Genomic DNA, 15,129 nt, shown 5'->3' with positions numbered 1-15,129 from the left:
GGCCGCTCCTACAGGTACGGATGCCACTGTAGGAGCGGTCCATGACCGCGATACCGCGATGCCTGGACGGGTGAAAGTCTGAAACGGGACGGGGTGGAGCCTGGGGTCTAGCGACTACCTACCTTGAGCGGCTGGGTGGGCGCCGGCAGGCTGGCCAGGACCGCGTCGCGCTGGCGCTTGAGGGCGGCCAGGGTGGTGGCATCGGCCATGGGCACCGACTGAGCGTCGACGGTCATGCCCGGGCGTACCCGCTGCAGGCCGTTGACCACGATGCGATCGCCGGCTTCCAGCCCCTTGCGCACGATGCGCAGGCCTTCCAGGCGCGGACCCAGGTCGACGGTGCGATAGGCCGTCTTGCTCTGGCCGTCCACCACCAGCACGAATTTCTTGCCCAGGTCGGTGCCTACGGCGGCGTCCTGGATCAGGGTGCCTTCGTAGGTGCCGCTGCCCACCAGCCGCAGCCGGGCATAGAGCCCCGGGGTGAAGCGGCCGTCGGCGTTGTCGAACACGGCGCGGCCATGGATGGTGCCGGTGCGTGGATCGAGCTGGTTGTCCATGAAGTCCATGTGGCCTTCGTGGGAGAACGCGTCCTCGTTGGACAGCGCCATATAGACCGGGCTGGCCGCGCCGCGTTGACCCTGGCGGGCGAGGGCCTGCTGCTTGAGGAAGACGCGCTCGTCGGCGTCGAAATAGGCATAGACCTTGTCGGTGGAGACCAGGGTGGTGAGGCGGGTGTCGCCGGCGTTGACCAGGTTGCCGGCGGTGACCTCGGCACGGCCAACGCGGCCGTCGATGGCGGCGCGCACCTCGGTGAAGCCCAGATTCAGGCGCGCGGCGTCCAGTTGCGCCTGGGCGGCGGCGACGCTGGCCTTGGCTTCCTGGGCGGCGCTGCGGCGGGCCTCGACGATTTCCGCGGAGATGGCGTTGCTGCTGCGCAGACGTTCGCCCCGGGCAGCTTCGTCGGCGGTGCGGCTGGCGTTGGCGCGGGCCTGTTGCAGCTCGGCTTCGAGGCGCTTGACCTCGGCCTGGAAGGGCCGCGGATCGATCTGCAACAGCAAGTCGCCGCGCTTGACCCGGGCACCCTCGTGGAACAGGACGCGGTCGACGTAGCCGGAGACGCGCGGACGCACCACCACGGATTCCGGCGCTTCCAGCCGGCCGGTCACCTCGTCCCATTCCACCACCGGCTGGCGCAGCACCTCGGCGGCGCTCACCTTGGGCGCGGGCGGCGCGGCGCTGGCCTGGGGATGGGAATCGCCGCAGGCGGCAAGGAATAGCGTAGAGGTCAGGGCCAGGGGGCCGAGGGTTTTCGCGAAAAGATCCATGTTCGAGTCCGCCCGAGGTGGAAAGAGGTCAGGGAGGCGAGTCTGCCGCCGGGTAAGGTCGGCGACGAATCGAAGGGCTCGAACTTATTTATCGATGGCGATGATGGTTTTGCTGTAGGTATCGCTGGCGGTGATGGCCCTTGCTGGAAAGGGCCGCGGTTGAGCCCTTCTGCCGAATCAAGAGCAGAATCCGTTTCTCAAAGGCTGTCCGGATCGCCAATGAACATCTGGATGCGCGACCTCAGCCAGCGCTCGCCGGGGTCGTGATCCTGGGCACCGCTCCAGGCCATGGGCAATTCATGGCCGCCGTCGTTCAGCTCGGCGGGCGGGTCTTCGTAGCGAAGGCCGCCGGTGCTGGCCAGCAGGCGTGCGGTGTAGTCCGGCACCATCACCAGCAGATCGGTTTCCGCCAGCAGCGAGCCCAGGCCGTTGAACTGGGGCACCGCCAGCACCACCCTGCGCTGGCGGCCGAGCTTGTCGAGCAATTCGTCGATATAGCCGGTGAGGTCGCCGGCATAGGACACCAGGGCATGGGGGCGGGCGCAGTATTCGTCCAGGGTCAGGCGCCCGGGCTTGCTGTCGGCGCGCAGTACCTTGAAGCCGAAGCGGCGCACCGGGCGGCGCTTGGCATTGGCTGGCAATTCCTCGGTATAGCCCACCGCCACGGTGATCTCGCCGGAGGCCAGCATGCCGGCGGCGGTCAGGTAGTTCATTCGCCGCACCACCAGGGTGGTGCCCGGAGCCTCGATGCGGATGCGCCTGAGCAGCGGCGGCAGCAGGGCGAATTCGACGTCGTCGGACAGGCCGACGCGAAACACCCGGTCGGCGCTGGCCGGCTCGAAACTCTGGGTCCGGCTCACCGCGCTGGAGATTTGGTCAAGGGCCGGCGACAGCAGGGCGGCGATCTCCTGGGCCCGGGGGGTCGGCTCCATGCTGCGCCCGGTACGCACGAACAGCGGATCGTCGAACAGGGTGCGCAGTCGCGCCAGGGCGGCGCTGATGGCCGGCTGGCCGAGAAACAGCTTTTCCGCGGCACGAGTGACGCTGCGCTCGAGCATCAGGGTCTCGAACACGATGAGCAGGTTGAGGTCGACGCGGCGCAGATCGGTACGGTTCATTCAGGCCCCGATAGGGAGTGGATCGATACCCCCGATGTCCATTATCGATGGGGATGCATAGAATCCTAAGGCAAGGCTGGTTAGAGTCCTAGCCATAAGCAGTCCGCCTCGGCAACGGTTCCGGGGTCGGCATCAACGCGAGGTAGTGCCATGTCCCGCCTGATCCAGTTCACCCAATTCGGCCCGCCGGAGGTGCTCGCCTGCATCGACCGGCCCACGCCCGTGGCGGGGCCAGGCGAGGTGCTGGTGCGGGTAGAGGCCATCGGCGTGAGCTGGTACGACGTGCTCTGGCGGCAGAATCTGGCTCCTGAGCAGGCCGTGCCCCCGGCCGGTCTCGGCTGCGAACTGGCCGGGGTGGTCACCGCCCTGGGCGAAGGCGTGGCCGACCTGGCGGTGGGCGATCGCGTGGCCAGCTTTCTCGGCCACGACATCAATCGCTATCCGGCCTATGGCGACGACCTGGTCTATCCGGCCACCTCCCTGGTGCGCTACCCGGACGTGCTCACCCCGGTTGAAGCCGCGGTGCACTACAATCCGCTGCTCACCGTCTATACCGCGCTGATGCACCAGGCGCGGCTGCAGCCCGGCGAATGGGTACTGATCACCGATGCCAGTCGCTGTTGCGGCCCGGCCTCCATCCAGCTGGCCAAGGCCCTGGGTGCCCGGGTCATCGCCAGCACCCACGACGCCGCCGACCGTGACTACCTGCGCGAACTGGGCGCGGAAAGGGTCATCGCCGCCGAGGAAGAGGATCTGGTCAGCCGCATCGCCAGCATCACCGACGGCGTTGGCGTACACGTGGCCCTGGATGCCCTGGGCGGTCCGCAACTGGCGCTGCTCGGCGAGGCCATGGCGCCCCGCGGCCGGTTGCTGCTCTACGGCCTCAACGGCGGCAACCAGACCCCGCTGCCGGCCTGCGCGGCCTTCAAGAAGAAATTCAAGCTCTACATCCACTGCGTGCAGGATTTCACCGGCCAGCCGGAGATGGGCCTGGAAGCCGATTGTGCCGCGGTGCGGGAAGCCTTGCAGCACATCGACCAACTGACCCGTGATCGCCTGCTCAAGGCGCAGATCAAGCAGGTCTTTCCCTTCGCGCAGTTCGTCGAAGCCCATCGCTGCATGGAGCAGTGCCCTACCCGCGGCCGCGTCGTCCTCAGCGTCGAGTGACGGGCCAGGCAATAAAAAACCCACGCCAAGGCGTGGGTTTTTTCATGACCGGTCGCCCTTGCAGGTCGCCTAGGCCGTGGCTTTCTTTTGCAGCGGCGGCGTGGCGCGATTGACTCGCGTCTTGGCACCAAAGAAGGCCACGCTGAGGAAGTGCAGCGGACTGATCCGTTCCAGCACCAACTTGAGCGCCACCGGCAGGAACAGACCCATGACCATGCTGACGGTGAACACCACCCAGGTGTCGTGCACCTGCAGCTTGTTCAGCACGATGCGCGCTCCGGCGGTGCCGAAGACGTGGAACAGGTAGATCTCGAAGGAGAAGTACCCTAGCCAGGCCAGCGGCTTGAAGTAGAAGCGGCGGGCGATCAGCAGGCTGATGGCGGCAAGACCCAAGGCGGTACCGATGATGGCCATGTCGGTCTCGTCGAGATCGACCAGTTCGAACAGATAGGCCTGGTCCATGGCCACCAGGATCACCAGGGCCACGGCCATGGTCACGACATTGCGTTGGGTGATGAGCTGCGCGCCGAAGCGGTAGAGACCCAGGCCCAGCAGGAAGAAGGGGAACAGCTGGACCGCCTTGTAGAGGCTGAACAGGTCCGGGAAGCTCTCCCAGGCGAAGGACGCCGCCAGGGCTACGGCGAACACCAGGCCGAAGTTGCGCAGGGTCAGCAGCAGTCCGGCCTTTTCCAACAGGGCGATCACCACGAAGATGCAGAAGATCGACTGCAGGAACCAGAAGTGCGCGTAGCTGAAGAAGTAGATGCTGAAGATGTCAGTTAGCTGCGGCTTGTAGTTGGTGTTGGGCACCGCCATCTGCAAGGCGAAGAACAGCGTCGACACCACCAGCAGAGGAATGCCGATGCGTTTGAACTTACCCTGGTAGAAGCGTGACAGGTCGCTGCCGGTATTCACCGGGCGCAGCGCATAGACGTAACCGGAGATGGCGGTGAACAGCGGCATCCGTACGTAGACGAGAGAATCGTAGAGATAGCGCAGCACGGAGTCGTCCGGCACCTTCATGCCAAGGGTGGACGAACTGCCGATCACGTGGCCCGCTACCATCAGAAACAGCGCCAGTCCGCGGATCGTCTCGATGCGCAGATCCTTTTCAGGCGTGGTCTTGGTCATGCTGAGTCCTCTGTACTAGCTAAGCGAGACAGCGTCTCCACGGGCGTGGGGAACGGATGTCGGCGCATCAGATCATCTGAGCCCGGTGAGCTTAGGCTAGTTCGTTAGCTTCCTTGCTGTAGCGGCGGGAAAACTCCGGCTTTTCTTGCGCTGCATCACTTTTCTGTGAAGCGATTACTAGAAGTGTGAACTTGCAACGGCGGCGAACAACGTTGATTCAGATGGCATTGTGCCAGGCTTAAGGTGTTCTTAAGCCAGCTTGCGCTAGGCCAGCGGCGGCCAGGGCAGGCCGCCGTGGCTTGGCTCAGACGAAGGCCTTGCCGTCCAGAATCGCCTTGCGCCAGCGGGTGATACGCACTTCGCCAGGCAGCCCGGCAGTGGTGAAGGGATCGCGGGCGATGAAGGCTTCGGCCTCGGCGCGGGTTTCCACATCGACGATATAGACGCTGCCGCTGGCGGTCTCGCCGTCATCGCTGAGCTTGGCACCGCAGGCCAGCAGGGCGGCGGCGTTCTCGCGCAGGAAATCCAGGTGAGCCGGGCGATGCTGCTGGCGCAGGGCCAGGCTGTCCGGCTTGTCGAAGGTCTCGATCAGAAAAGGCATGGCGGGCTCCGATAGGCTCGGCGGCCCCGATGGCCGCCGCTGGCGCAGGGTGGCGCGATCCTGGGGCCAGCGTCAATCGGACCTTGGCCGGCCATCGATGCCTGGCCTGGGCATAGCCTTAGCAGAGAAATGTATTAAACATTCAGGTCTAGATAGGCCAGGCTGACCTTTCCAAATGGAATATAAGGAAGGTCACCATGGTTCGTTCCTCTCTCCGACGATGGCTGGCGCAGGGCGCCGTTCTGCTAGCCGCGCTCGGTGTGCTCGCTCCGGTACAGGCCGCCGACCAGCCATTGCGCATCGGTTATCAGAAGGGCGGCGGTCTGCTGGCCGTGCTCAAGGCCCAAGGCACCCTTGAGCAGGCCCTAGGGGCCCAGGGCTATCAGGTGAGCTGGCGCGAGTTCCAGGCTGGGCCGCAATTGCTGGAAGCCCTCAATGCCGTCAGCATCGACGTCGGTTATACCGGCTCCCCGCCACCGATCTTCGCCCAGGCGGCGGGGATCGATCTGGTCTACCTGGGCGCCGAACCGGCCAGCGAGGCGGTGGAGGCCATCCTGGTGCCGGACGGTTCGCCGATCCGCGACGTCGCCGAACTCAAGGGCAAGAAGGTGGCCGTGCAGAAGGGGTCGAGCGCCAACTTTTTGCTGGTCGCGGCCCTGGAAAAGGCCGGGCTGAGCTTCAAGGACATCCAGCCGGTCTATCTGCCGCCGGCCGATGCCCGCGCCGCCTTCGTCAACGGTTCGGTGGACGCCTGGGTGGTCTGGGATCCCTATCTGGCGGCCATCCAGCAAGGCCAGCCGGTGCGAGTGCTGGCCGACTATAAAGGTCTGCTGCACGCCAACAGCTTCTATGAGGGTTCGCGGCGCTTCGCCTATGCCCATCCCGAGGCGATCCGCCTGTTACTGGCGGAACTGGCCAAGGCTGGTGCCTGGGCCAATGCCCATAAGCCGGAGGTGACGCGCATCCTGGCCGAGCAGATTGGGCTGCCGGAAGCGGTGATCGCCACCTGGCAGGCACGCACCCGCTACGGGGTGACGGCGCTGACGCCAGAGATCATCGCCACCCAGCAACAGACCGCCGACATCTTCAAGGCCCAGGGGCTGATTCCCCGGGCGGTGGAGGTAAGCCAAGCGGTCTGGCAGGCGCCCTAGGACGACTAGGCGCGACGAGGCAGCAGGTAGCCCAGCAGAAACATCCCGGCAGCGGCCACCACCACCGAGGGTCCGGCCGGGGTGTCCTGGTACCAGGACAGGGTCAACCCCAGGCACACGGCGGCCATGCCCAGCAGGCTGGCGCCACAGGCCATCTGCTCGGGGCTGCGGGCATGGCGCTGGGCGGTGGCGGCGGGAATGATCAGCAGCGAGGTGATCAGCAGCACCCCGACGATCTTCATGGCCACGGCGATGACGATGGCCACCAGCAGCATCAGCGCCAGGCGGATCCAGGTCACCGGCAGGCCTTCGACCTGGGCCAGTTCCTCGTGCACGGTGATGGCCAGCAGCGGCCGCCACAGGCAGGCCAGGGCTACCAGCACCAGGGCGCTGCCGCCAAGGATCCAGCGCAGATCGCCGGGACCCACCGCCAGCAGATCGCCGAACAGGTAGCTCATCAGGTCGATGCGCACCTCGTGCATGAACGACAGCGCCACCAGCCCTAGCGACAGGGTGCTGTGGGCGAGGATGCCGAGCAGGGTGTCGGCGGCCAGCCCCCGACGACGCTGCAGCACCACCAGCACCACGGCCAGCGCCAGGCAGCCGACAGTGACGGTCAGGGTCGGGCTGACATCCAGCAAGAAGCCCACGGCGACCCCGAGCAGGGCGGCATGGGACAGGGTGTCGCCGAAATAGGCCATGCGCCGCCAGACCACGAAGGAGCCGAGGGGGCCGGCGACGAGGGCGAGGGCGAGACCGGCGAGCAGGGCATACAGCAGGAAATCAGCCATGCTTGCAGTGGGCTCCATGGACGTGCGGCGTCTTGATCACGCTGCCATGCAGGTCGTGGGCGTGATCGTGGTGGTGGTGATAGACGGCGAGGTTGCGCGCGCTCTGGCCGAACAGTGCCTGGTAGGCCGGATCGCCGCTGACCTGCTCGGGGTGCCCGGAGCAGCAGACGTGGCGATTCAGGCAGATCACCTGATCGGTGGCGCCCATCACCAGGTGCAGATCGTGGGAGACCATCAGCACGCCGCAACCATGACGCTCGCGCAACTGGCCGATCAGCCGGTACAGCTCGCTCTGGCCATTGATGTCGACGCCCTGCACGGGTTCGTCGAGCACCAGCAACTCGGGTTGGCGGAGCAGGGCGCGGGCCAGCAATACCCGCTGCAACTCGCCGCCGGAAATGCTCTGCAAGGGGCTGTCGATGACGCCCTCGGCGCCCACTTCGCCCAGGGCGGCCAGGGCGCTGGCGCGGGTCACCCCCGGCACCAGGCGCAGGAAGCGCAGCACCGACAGCGGCAGGGTGGCGTCCACCTGCAGTTTCTGCGGCATGTAGCCGATGCGCAGCCGCGGGCGGCGCCAGACGCTGCCGCGATCGGGCGTGAGCAGCCCGAGCACGCTGCGCACCAGGGTGGTCTTGCCGGCGCCATTGGGGCCGATGAGGGTGACGATGCGGCCGGGATCCAGGGTCAGGCTGACCTGATCGAGCACCGGCTGCCCGGCAAAGGTCACACCGACATCCTGCAGCCGGATCAGCGCCTCGCTCATGCCTGCTTCCGGCAGGCGGCGCACTGACCGACCACTTCCACGGTCTGGCCTTCCACCTGGAAGCCCACGGCGCTGGCGCCGTCGAGGATGGCCTGGTGCACGGCGGGCTGTTCCAGTTCGATGCTCACCTGGCAGCTGCGGCAGATCAGGAACTGCCCCTGGTGGGCCTCGCCGGGATGATTGCAGCCGACGAAGGCGTTGAGCGAGGCGATGCGGTGCACCAGGCCGTTCTCGACCAGGAAATCCAGTGCCCGGTAGACGGTGGGCGGCGCCGCGCGGCGACCGTCCTGCTCGCTGAGCACGGCCAGGATGTCGTAGGCGCCGAGCGGCTTGTGGCTTTGCCAGACCAGCTCCAGCACCCGCTTGCGCAGCTCGGTGAGGCGCACGCCGGCGCGGCTGCAGAGTTCGTCGGCCTCGGCCAGGGCGTGGGCGACGCAGCGCGAATGATCGTGGGGCCGAAAGGCCAGGGGGGCGTCGGACATGAAACGGTACCTTGGGAGCCAGGACGTTATTATATTGCACCTCTCCTAAGAATCGGGATTTTCACGTGCCACGCCTCCTACCCCTCGTCGCTTCCCTGCTGCTCGCCTGCACCCTGTTGCCCGCCCAGGCCGAGGTGAAGGTGTTGACCAGTATCAAACCCCTGCAACTGATCGCCGCGGCCATCCAGGACGGCGCCGGACAGCCCGCCGTGCTGCTGCCGCCGGGCGCCTCGCCGCACCATTACGCCCTGCGGCCCTCGGACCTGCGCCAGGTACGCGAGGCCGGGCTGGTCTACTGGATCGGCCCGGATCTAGAGACCTTCCTGCCGGCGGTGCTCAAGGAACGCCAGGGCCCCAGCGTGGCCATCCAGGACTTGCCGGGCCTGCACCTGCGTCGCTTCGGCGCCGAGCACGCCCATGAGTCGGGCGACGATCATGACGAGCACGAGCACGAGCACGAGCACGAGCACGAGCACGAGCACGGTGCGGCGCCCGAGTACGCCCACGACCATGACCACCGCCCCGGTAGCCTGGATGCCCACCTCTGGCTAACCCCGGCCAATGCCCGGGTGATCGCCACGCGTCTCGCGGCCGACCTGAGCCAGGCCGATCCGGCCAATGCCAGTCGCTACGCGGCCAACCTCAAGGCCTTCGAAAGTGGACTGGCCGCCAAGGACCAGGCCCTGCGCGCCCAGCTGGCGCCGCTGGCCGGCAAGCCCTATTTCGTTTTCCACGAGGCCTTCGACTATTTCGAGGAAGCCTATGGCCTGGGGCATCGTGGCGTCTTCGCCCTGGGCGCCGACGTCCAGCCCGGCGCGCGCCATGTGGCCGCCATGCGTGAAGAGCTCAAGGCGGCCGGTCCGACCTGTGTCTTCACCGAACCGCCGCTGCAGCCGAAGATCGCCACCACCCTGAGCAGCGGCCTGCCGGTGACCCTGGTGGAGCTCGATCCCCTGGGGGCCCGCATTCCGGTCGATAGCCAGGGCTATGCGACCCTGCTGCAACAGGTGGCCGACACCCTCGGCGGCTGCCTCGGCAAGCTCCCCTGAGCCACCCGGGATAACGATTCGGCAAGGGCTACCGTTCGTCGCCCTTGACCTGCCCTGGTGATCGTTCAGCTGGCGTTCAGGACGAGTTCAGGCAGCGTTCAGGGCCACTGGCCTAATCTGCAACTGTCAGATCAGCAACGCCGAGGTCGCCCGGATATGTTCACCCTAGCGCAGCTCCCGCTAAGGCAGATCGTCCGGACACTTCGACCCGACCTGGCGATGTTCATCCTTGTAACTCCACTGCAGGGTCACCAAGTCAGCTCTGGTCCCCTGTAGCCGTCTCACGACGGAGCCGTCCCCCAACGGCAGTTTCCGATCCCCATGAAGTGCTCCTTACCTCTCCAACCGGAGAGGTTTTTTTTGCCTGGAATAAAGTAAGTGTACCCATCCATCCGCTCCCTGCTCTCGCCGTCAGCCGGCTCCAGGCGCCATAATCGGGCCCAGGGCGCTGCTGCGCGACGTACGCGACAGATGCAGTCGCAGCCACAGAAAGTCTCGTTAGCTGTTCAGGAGTCTGCATGAAGATCCTCGTCGTCGAAGACGAAAACCTGCTGCGCCACCACCTCAAGGTGCGTCTGGGTGAAGCCGGTCATGTCGTCAATGCCGTGGCCGATGCGGAAGAAGCGCTCTACAGCGCCCGCGAATTCCATCACGATCTCGCCATCATCGACCTGGGCCTGCCCGGCATGAGCGGTCTCGATCTGATCCGCCAGCTGCGCAACCAGGGCGCCACCCTGCCGATCCTCATCCTCACCGCCCGTGGCAGCTGGCAGGACAAGGTCGAGGGCCTGGGTGCCGGGGCGGACGATTACGTGGTCAAGCCCTTCCAGTTCGAAGAACTGGAGGCTCGCCTCAATGTGCTGTTGCGTCGCTCGGCGGGCTTCGTCCAGCCGAGTATCCGCGCCGGCTCGCTCAAGCTGGACCTGGGGCGCCAACAGGCCTTCAACGAAGACCAGCCGCTGCAGCTGACCGCCTACGAGTACCGGCTGCTGGAATACCTGATGCGCAACCATCAGCAGGTGATCACCAAGGAGCGGCTCATGGAGCAGCTCTACGACGATGACGGCGAGCACGACAGCAACGTCATCGAGGTGCTGGTGGGGCGCCTGAGGCGCAAGCTGGAAGCCAACTGCCAGATGCAACCCATCGAAACGGTCCGGGGCCGCGGCTACCTGTTCACCGAGCGCTGCCAGTGATCCGTTCGTTCCGGGTACGGTTGCTGCTCAGCGCGGCGCTGCTGGTCATCGTCTGCCTGGCGTTGATCGTGCCGGCGATCCGCAATGCCTTCGACCGTACCGTGGAAAACTTCGTCGCCGCGCGCCTGGAGGCCAACGCCAATACCCTGATCGGCGCAGCGCGGGCCATCGACGGGCGCCTGGCGATGCCGGAGATGATCGCCGAAGAGGTCTTCGACCGACCCGGTTCGCCCATCCTCGGCTACGTCTACGACCAGAACGGTCGCCTGCTCTGGCGCTCGCGCTCGGCGATCAAGGAGCGGCCCAACTACCGGCCGACCTTCGACGGCGGCGGGGTCAAGCTGGTCAAGGCCACCGACGACCAGGGCCAGGGTTTCTTCGTCTTCGATCGCGAGGTGCTGCTGGGTAATCCGCCGGTCGCCGGCTTCAGCGTGGTCACCATGCAGCCGGCCGAGGAGTACGAGCGGTTGCGCGCGACCTTCGTCCACCAAGTGATCCTCTGGCTGGTCGGGGTGCTGGGTGCGCTGCTGGTCCTGCTCGCTCTGGTCATGCAATGGAGCCTGCGACCGCTGCGCCGCCTCAGCCAGCAGCTGGACGCGGTGGAAACCGACCAGCGCGAGTTGCTCGACGAAAACAACGTACCCAGCGAGATCAGTCGCCTGATCCGTTCGCTGAACCGCCTGCTCGATCACGAACGCCTGCAGCGCGAGCGCTACCGCGACACCCTGGGCGATCTGGCCCATAGCCTGAAGACGCCGTTGGCGGTCTTGCAGGGAGTGACCGAGGAATTGCGCCGTCGGCCGCAGCTCGACCAGGAGGTCGGCACCCTGCAGACCCAGATCGAGCGCATGAACCAGCAGGTGATGTACCAGCTGCAGCGGGCCACCCGCCAGGGCGGCGCGGTGCTCAGCCGGCCGCTGGAGCTGGCGCCGCTGGTGGAGTCGCTGTTCAGCACCCTGGACAAGGTCTATGCCGAGAAACGCGTGCAGGCGGAAATGGATTTACCGCCGAATCTGCGGGTGCAGGCCGAAGAAGCCGCCATGCTGGAGGTGTTCGGCAATCTCCTGGAAAACGCCTATCGCCTGTGCCTGACGCAGGTGCGGGTCAGCGCCCGCCGTCATACCGAGCACTGGATCCTCGACATCGAGGACGACGGCCCCGGCATTCCCGCCGAGCGCCGCGAAAGCGTGCTGCGTCGCGGCATGCGCATGGACAGCCGCCACCCTGGACAGGGTATCGGCCTGGCCGTGGTACAGGACATCCTGGAAGGCTACCGCAGCAGCCTGACCATCGATGAATCCAGCCTGGGCGGCGCCCGTATCCGCTTCCGCCTGCCAGCGGCGATTTCCCCGGAGCGGCCTTCCTTGGTGCACAATGGGGCCAAGACGTGACCCATGGGTCATGGCTTGCGTCTGCTCCTGATAGTGAAATTCTGTCTGTAAGGACCCCGGCATGAGCCGCGACTGCCGTCACCTCGAATCCCTGTTGCACCACGATATTCCCATCACCAAGGCCCTGGGCCTGGAAGTCCGCGACTGGAGCGAGCAGCGCCTGCAGCTGCATGCCCCGCTGGATGCCAACATCAACCACGCCAGCACCATGTTCGGCGGCAGCCTCTACTGCGTGGCCGTGCTGGCCGGTTGGGGCTGGCTGTACCTGCGCCTGCGCGAAGCCGGCATCGAGGAAGGCCACATCCTCATCCAGGAAGGCCAGATCAGCTATCCGCGGCCCATCACCGCCGATGCCCTGGCCTATGGCGAGCCGCCCGAGGCACGGGCCTGGGAGCGCTTCGAGACCACCTTCCGCCGCCGTGGCCGCGCGCGCATCACCCTGCAGTCGCGCATCGTCACCGAGAGTGGCGAGGATGGGGTGCGCTTTACCGGTCAATACGTGCTGCACCGCTGAGAGCCTGTCCAAAGTCTGCTGCGCGTCGGCCAAACTGCGTTGAAAAGACCCTGGGCCGCCAGCCCGGTCGGAATGCTCATTTACCACTCGTAAACTCGCGCGCGAGTCCGATCCGCTTCCTCAGGTCTTTTCGCGGGGCCGCCCAGGCCTTGTTTGGCTCTAGCTCGCGAGCCTTTGAACAAGCTCTGGCCAGGTAGCGCGGTACGCAAAGGGCGACCCTAGGGTCGCCCTTTTTCGTTTCCGTTATCCGCTCAGCCGTGGGAGTGAGACTCGGCTTTCGCCTGCTGTGCGGTATTGGTGTCGGGCAGGTTGTCCGGCGGTACCGCCAGGGCACGCAGGGCGCCGGACATGATCTCGCTGAAGGTCGGCGCCGAGACCAGACCGCCGAAGTAGCCTTCCTTGGTCGGGGTATCCAGCATCACCGCCAGCACCAGCTTGGGATCGGCCGCCGGCGCCATGCCGACGAACAGCGAGCGATAGGCGTGCTCGGTGTAGCTGCCGGCGCCGGCCTTGCGCGCGGTACCTGACTTGCCGGCCACGTGATAGCCGGGCACCCGGGCGCGGATCACGCCGCCTTCGTCTTCCACCACGTGGTTGAGCATGGCGCGCAGGCGCCGGGCGATGGCCGGGTCCATGGCCTGGACGCTCTGCTGCTTCTGGTCCTTGAGCAGGGTCAGGGGGGTGAGCAGGCCGTCGTTGGCGATCACCGAATAGGCCTGGGCCAGCTCGGCGACGTTGACCGCCAGGCTGTAGCCAAAGGACATACTGGCCGTGGCGATCTGCGACCACTTGGTGTGGCCGGGCAGGTAGCCGGCGTTCTCGCCGGGAAAGCCCAGGGCCATCGGATTGCCGAAGCCGACGCGGCTGAGCTGTTCGTAGATGGGCAGTGGCCCGATCTGCAGCGCCACCTTGCTCATGCCGATGTTGGAGGAATTGAGCAGCACCCCGGTCATGGTCAGGACACCGCGCCGGGCCACGTCGTGGATGGTGTGACCGTCGATGGTCATCCAGCCCGGCGCCACGTCCACGGTACTGTTCTCGTTGAATTTGCCCGAGGCCAGGGCCACCGACATGCTGAACGGCTTGATCACCGAGCCGGGCTCGAAGGCGTCGGTCAGGGTGCGGTTGCGCATGTTGGGGATCTGCAGGGTGGCGCGGTTGTTGGGGTTGTAGGAGGGGAAATTGGTCATCGCCAGGATCTGGCCGGTCTTGGGATTGACCAGCACGGCGGACCCGGACTGGGCGCCGAACTTCTCCACCGCGGTCTGCAGCGCGCGATAGGCGATGAATTGCAGGCGCAGGTCGATGGACAGCGCCACGTCCTTGCTCGGTTGCGGCTGACGCACCACGCGGATGTTCTTGACCACCGAGCCACGCGGATTGATCAGCACCTCGCGCACCCCGCCGCGGCCGGCCAGCCAGTCTTCGAAGCCCAGCTCCAGGCCCTCCTGGCCATGGCCGTCGATGTTGACCATGCCGATCACCTGGGCCACCAGGTCGGAACTGGGATAGTAGCGCTTGTATTCCTTGATCTGGCGCACCCCGGGTACGCCGAGGGCCATGATGTTCTCGCCGTCGATGGGCGACAGCGCCCGGGCCAGATAGAGGAAGTGCTTTTCCGGATGGCCGAGGATCAGGTTGCGGAGTTCGGCTTCGGGCTTGTGGATGGCCTGGGCCAGGCGCCCCAGCTGGTCGGCGCTGTCCTGCATCTCCGATGGATTGCACCAGATGGTCACCACCTCGGTGGAAACCGCCAGGGGCGCGCCGTTGCGGTCGGTGATCATGCCGCGGGTGACCGGAATGGGAATGTGGCGCACCGAACGGCGATCGCCCTGGTCACCCAGGAAGGCGGCATCGATCAGCTTGAGGTAGGTGATGCGGCCAGCGACCACGCAGGTCAGCAGGACCAGCACGACGACCACGACATAGAAGCGATAGCGGGGTGCGGCCGTCATGGCGGCTCCTGCGCGAGAAGAAGGCTTGGGCATGGTCACAACTGGTTACAACCGTCAGGGACGCGCATGGTAACTGCTCCAGCTATCGGCCGGAAACCGCTGGGCGGTCGAGGGCGGTACACTGCGCACATGAGCGACATCCCCCTGCACGATCTTTCCACCCCTGCCGTGACCTGCGAGAGCTGTCAGGCCTGGTGCTGCCGCCAGGAAGTCCTGCTGTTCGACGATGCCGGCGTGCCCGCCCGCTACATCGAGGAAGACTGGACCGGCACCCGCATGAAACGGCTAGACGACGGCTGGTGCGCGGCCCTGGATCGCGAGCAGATGAACTGCAGCATCTACGAGGTGCGGCCCTGGGTCTGCCGGATCTTCGACATGGCCGGTCCGGAATGCCTGGAAGAGCGGGCGGACATGAAAAGGGCGATGGAGAGTGGCGAGTTCTAGCGTCGCCCTGGCCAACCCTGTTGGGCTTCGCTGCGCTCAACCCAACCTACA

The 15,129-nt window shown here is 66.1% G+C and carries 15 protein-coding genes; 7 read left to right on the top strand and 8 right to left on the bottom strand.

All coding sequences use genetic code 11. The features are described 5' to 3' along the window. Positions 1–107 precede the first annotated feature (107 nt). Together C722_RS0120615 and C722_RS0120610 are read right to left on the bottom strand one after the other, a co-directional pair. Positions 108–1,325 (bottom strand): efflux RND transporter periplasmic adaptor subunit, encoded by a 1,218-nt coding sequence (locus tag C722_RS0120615; RefSeq protein ID WP_017642333.1) that lies wholly within the window; start codon positions 1,323–1,325, stop codon positions 108–110. Between the two features lie 197 nt (positions 1,326–1,522). Continuing rightward, positions 1,523–2,443: a LysR family transcriptional regulator gene (locus tag C722_RS0120610; RefSeq protein ID WP_017642332.1), complete on the bottom strand. Its 921-nt coding sequence runs from the start codon at positions 2,441–2,443 to the stop codon at positions 1,523–1,525. A 150-nt stretch (positions 2,444–2,593) separates the two neighbouring features. Here C722_RS0120610 and C722_RS0120605 point away from each other — a divergent pair, with 150 nt between their 5' ends. Continuing rightward, positions 2,594–3,610, top strand: a complete 1,017-nt coding sequence (locus C722_RS0120605; protein ID WP_017642331.1) for a zinc-dependent alcohol dehydrogenase family protein — start codon at positions 2,594–2,596, stop codon at positions 3,608–3,610. A gap of 69 nt (positions 3,611–3,679) precedes the next feature. Here C722_RS0120605 and C722_RS0120600 read toward each other — a convergent pair whose 3' ends face one another. Both C722_RS0120600 and C722_RS0120595 read right to left on the bottom strand, forming a co-directional pair. After that, positions 3,680–4,741, bottom strand: coding sequence for an acyltransferase family protein (locus C722_RS0120600; protein WP_017642330.1), 1,062 nt, complete (start codon positions 4,739–4,741; stop codon positions 3,680–3,682). 304 nt (positions 4,742–5,045) lie between these two features. Then, a complete protein-coding gene (locus C722_RS0120595; protein ID WP_017642329.1) occupies positions 5,046–5,342 on the bottom strand; it encodes a YciI family protein in 297 nt (98 codons plus the stop codon). A gap of 197 nt (positions 5,343–5,539) precedes the next feature. Here C722_RS0120595 and C722_RS0120590 point away from each other — a divergent pair, with 197 nt between their 5' ends. After that, entirely contained in the window at positions 5,540–6,493 is a 954-nt protein-coding gene (locus C722_RS0120590; protein ID WP_017642328.1) for a sulfonate ABC transporter substrate-binding protein, read from the top strand. Between the two features lie 5 nt (positions 6,494–6,498). Here the strand turns inward: C722_RS0120590 and znuB are convergent, their stop codons facing one another. Genes znuB through C722_RS0120575 form a run of 3 tightly spaced genes read right to left on the bottom strand, consistent with a single transcriptional unit; the run spans position 6,499 to position 8,529 of the window. Beyond that, on the bottom strand, positions 6,499–7,284 hold the full coding sequence (gene znuB / locus C722_RS0120585; protein WP_017642327.1) for a zinc ABC transporter permease subunit ZnuB: 786 nt from the start codon (positions 7,282–7,284) through the stop codon (positions 6,499–6,501). Beyond that, a complete protein-coding gene (gene znuC / locus C722_RS0120580; protein ID WP_017642326.1) occupies positions 7,277–8,047 on the bottom strand; it encodes a zinc ABC transporter ATP-binding protein ZnuC in 771 nt (256 codons plus the stop codon). Before znuC ends, znuB begins: the two co-directional genes overlap by 8 nt. Then, complete coding sequence (locus C722_RS0120575) at positions 8,044–8,529, bottom strand: Fur family transcriptional regulator (protein ID WP_017642325.1); 486 nt, start codon at positions 8,527–8,529, stop codon at positions 8,044–8,046. The genes znuC and C722_RS0120575 overlap by 4 nt, the downstream gene beginning before the upstream one ends. A gap of 65 nt (positions 8,530–8,594) precedes the next feature. On the opposite strand from C722_RS0120575, the gene znuA reads away from it, so the two are divergent. The 4 genes from znuA (at position 8,595) to C722_RS0120555 (ending at position 12,679) form a co-directional block, all read left to right on the top strand. Beyond that, the gene (gene znuA / locus C722_RS0120570; protein ID WP_017642324.1) at positions 8,595–9,578 is read left to right on the top strand and encodes a zinc ABC transporter substrate-binding protein ZnuA; all 984 of its coding nucleotides are present in this window, start codon (positions 8,595–8,597) and stop codon (positions 9,576–9,578) included. Between the two features lie 518 nt (positions 9,579–10,096). Continuing rightward, positions 10,097–10,774: a response regulator transcription factor gene (locus tag C722_RS0120565; protein WP_017642323.1), complete on the top strand. Its 678-nt coding sequence runs from the start codon at positions 10,097–10,099 to the stop codon at positions 10,772–10,774. Further along, the gene (locus tag C722_RS0120560; RefSeq protein WP_026083992.1) at positions 10,771–12,165 is read left to right on the top strand and encodes an ATP-binding protein; all 1,395 of its coding nucleotides are present in this window, start codon (positions 10,771–10,773) and stop codon (positions 12,163–12,165) included. The genes C722_RS0120565 and C722_RS0120560 overlap by 4 nt, the downstream gene beginning before the upstream one ends. A 61-nt stretch (positions 12,166–12,226) precedes the next feature. After that, a complete protein-coding gene (locus C722_RS0120555; protein ID WP_017642321.1) occupies positions 12,227–12,679 on the top strand; it encodes a thioesterase domain-containing protein in 453 nt (150 codons plus the stop codon). A gap of 251 nt (positions 12,680–12,930) precedes the next feature. Here the strand turns inward: C722_RS0120555 and C722_RS0120550 are convergent, their stop codons facing one another. Further along, positions 12,931–14,634 (bottom strand): penicillin-binding protein 2, encoded by a 1,704-nt coding sequence (locus C722_RS0120550; RefSeq protein ID WP_017642320.1) that lies wholly within the window; start codon positions 14,632–14,634, stop codon positions 12,931–12,933. 129 nt (positions 14,635–14,763) lie between these two features. On the opposite strand from C722_RS0120550, the gene C722_RS0120545 reads away from it, so the two are divergent. Further along, entirely contained in the window at positions 14,764–15,078 is a 315-nt protein-coding gene (locus C722_RS0120545) for a YkgJ family cysteine cluster protein (RefSeq protein WP_017642319.1), read from the top strand. The last annotated feature ends 51 nt before the right edge of the window (positions 15,079–15,129 follow it).

It is taken from the genome of Pseudomonas sp. 313 (assembly GCF_000316965.1).
Taxonomy (GTDB): Bacteria; Pseudomonadota; Gammaproteobacteria; order Pseudomonadales; family Pseudomonadaceae; genus Chryseomonas; species Chryseomonas benzopyrenica.
Note: the sequence above shows the minus strand (reverse complement) of the source record. Positions and strands in the feature narration are given on the sequence as shown.

Coding starts and splice junctions, on each gene's coding strand:
- C722_RS0120615 (WP_017642333.1), bottom strand. CDS start 1,325: ATGGATCTTTTCGCGAAAACCCTCGGCCCCCTGGCCCTGACCTCTACG.
- C722_RS0120610 (WP_017642332.1), bottom strand. CDS start 2,443: ATGAACCGTACCGATCTGCGCCGCGTCGACCTCAACCTGCTCATCGTG.
- C722_RS0120605 (WP_017642331.1), top strand. CDS start 2,594: ATGTCCCGCCTGATCCAGTTCACCCAATTCGGCCCGCCGGAGGTGCTC.
- C722_RS0120600 (WP_017642330.1), bottom strand. CDS start 4,741: ATGACCAAGACCACGCCTGAAAAGGATCTGCGCATCGAGACGATCCGC.
- C722_RS0120595 (WP_017642329.1), bottom strand. CDS start 5,342: ATGCCTTTTCTGATCGAGACCTTCGACAAGCCGGACAGCCTGGCCCTG.
- C722_RS0120590 (WP_017642328.1), top strand. CDS start 5,540: ATGGTTCGTTCCTCTCTCCGACGATGGCTGGCGCAGGGCGCCGTTCTG.
- znuB (WP_017642327.1), bottom strand. CDS start 7,284: ATGGCTGATTTCCTGCTGTATGCCCTGCTCGCCGGTCTCGCCCTCGCC.
- znuC (WP_017642326.1), bottom strand. CDS start 8,047: ATGAGCGAGGCGCTGATCCGGCTGCAGGATGTCGGTGTGACCTTTGCC.
- C722_RS0120575 (WP_017642325.1), bottom strand. CDS start 8,529: ATGTCCGACGCCCCCCTGGCCTTTCGGCCCCACGATCATTCGCGCTGC.
- C722_RS0120565 (WP_017642323.1), top strand. CDS start 10,097: ATGAAGATCCTCGTCGTCGAAGACGAAAACCTGCTGCGCCACCACCTC.
- C722_RS0120555 (WP_017642321.1), top strand. CDS start 12,227: ATGAGCCGCGACTGCCGTCACCTCGAATCCCTGTTGCACCACGATATT.
- C722_RS0120550 (WP_017642320.1), bottom strand. CDS start 14,634: ATGACGGCCGCACCCCGCTATCGCTTCTATGTCGTGGTCGTCGTGCTG.
- C722_RS0120545 (WP_017642319.1), top strand. CDS start 14,764: ATGAGCGACATCCCCCTGCACGATCTTTCCACCCCTGCCGTGACCTGC.